This is a genomic window from Mesorhizobium sp. M7A.F.Ca.ET.027.03.2.1 (genome assembly GCF_003999175.1).
In the GTDB taxonomy this organism is placed as follows: Bacteria; Pseudomonadota; Alphaproteobacteria; order Rhizobiales; family Rhizobiaceae; genus Mesorhizobium.
The window spans coordinates 1-1411 of sequence record NZ_RZOM01001325.1 but is presented as its reverse complement, the minus strand read 5'-3'; the positions used below and the strand labels follow the sequence as shown (position 1 = coordinate 1411).

At 63.8% G+C, this 1411-nt stretch carries 1 protein-coding gene and 1 pseudogene; one reads left to right on the top strand and one right to left on the bottom strand.

Annotation, left to right across the window (positions count from 1 at the left end):
• Positions 1-20: 20 nt before the first annotated feature.
• Positions 21-1187 (top strand): pyridoxal phosphate-dependent aminotransferase, encoded by a 1167-nt coding sequence (locus EN750_RS34305; protein WP_127399275.1) that lies wholly within the window; start codon positions 21-23, stop codon positions 1185-1187.
• A gap of 73 nt (positions 1188-1260) precedes the next feature.
• Here EN750_RS34305 and EN750_RS41185 read toward each other — a convergent pair.
• Positions 1261-1411 (bottom strand): annotated as a pseudogene (locus EN750_RS41185) (5-aminolevulinate synthase); the annotation flags it as partial.

Here is a 1411-nt window from a genome sequence, read left to right as displayed (position 1 = left end):
AAAACAAAACGGACCCGCCAATGACCCTGATCGACAGCTTGCGTACCGAGGCCCGTGCGGCACCCGAAAGCGGCATTGTCGCCGTCGTCAATTACGGCCGCCTGCGCGAAGGCATGATTCCGCTCTGGGCCGGCGAGGGCGACCTGCCGACGCCAGCCTTCATCACCGATGCCGCGTCGAAGGCGCTGGCCGGCGGCGAGACATTCTACACCTGGCAAAGGGGCATCCCCGATCTCAGGCAGGCGCTCTCCCGATACTATGCCAGGCATTTCGGCAAGACCTTCCCGGAGGAAGAATTCATCGTCACCGGCTCCGGCATGCATGCCATCCAGCTGGCGCTCGACGCGCTCGCCGGCGTGGGCGACGAGGTGGTTTATCTGTCGCCGGCCTGGCCGAATTTCGATGCCGCGGCAGCGATAGCGGGAGCCATTCCAGTCGCGGTCACGCTCGATCATTCCGGCAATGGCTGGTCCTGCGACGTCGAGAAGATCGCGGCTTCGATCACGCCGCGCACAAAGGCGCTGTTCATCAACACGCCGTCGAACCCAACCGGCTGGACCGCCGATCATGAGACCTTGCAGGCCATCCTCAATCTGGCACGCGCGAAAAACCTCTGGATCATCGCCGACGAGATCTATTCGCTTTTCCACTATGGCCACGGCCGCGCGCCGTCCTTCCTCGACATCGCGTCGGCGGAAGACCGCATCCTGTACGTCAACTCCTTCTCCAAGAACTGGGCGATGACCGGCTGGCGCGTCGGCTGGATCAAGACGCATCCGAGCTTGCAGCAGGTGTTCGAGAACCTGATCCAGTATTCGAACTCCGGCGTCGCCCAGTTCATGCAGCGCGGCGCGGCCGCCGCCCTTGACGAGGGCGATGCCTTCGTTGCCGAACAGGTGGAGCGGGCGCGCAAGGCGCGCGACCTTGTCTGCGGCATTCTCGGCGCCACCGGCCGCGCCCGGTTCACGGTGCCGCAGGGCGCGTTCTATCTGTTTTTCACTGTCGACGGCATCACCGATTCACGCACCGCTGCCTTCGACATTGTCGACAAGGCCAATGTCGGCCTGGCGCCAGGCACCGCTTTCGGCCCCGGCGGCGAGGCGTTTTTGCGGTTGTGTTTCCACCGCCGCCTCGATCAGGTCGAGGAAGCGGCACACCGGCTGGCGAAGTGGATGAAGGTAGTTTGAGCCGTCGACGAAGCGCGGATTGAAAATCGCTCCGGCGAGCCAGATAGCCGCCGGAGTAGAGTTTCAAACGGCTTCAGCCACCTGACTTGGGGACCAGCAGGGGAATGATGCGGTCGCTTTTGGCCACCGAAGGCCGCCCGGCGGAGCCATAGGGGATGCCGAGCGCATCCCAGGTCTCGACCAGCGCATCCTGCAATTCGGCGATCAGTGCATCGGAATGGAAC

Bases quoted from the DNA above. Each gene is read 5' to 3' on its own strand.
- EN750_RS34305 (WP_127399275.1), top strand. From the start codon at position 21: ATGACCCTGATCGACAGCTTGCGTACCGAGGCCCGTGCGGCACCCGAA.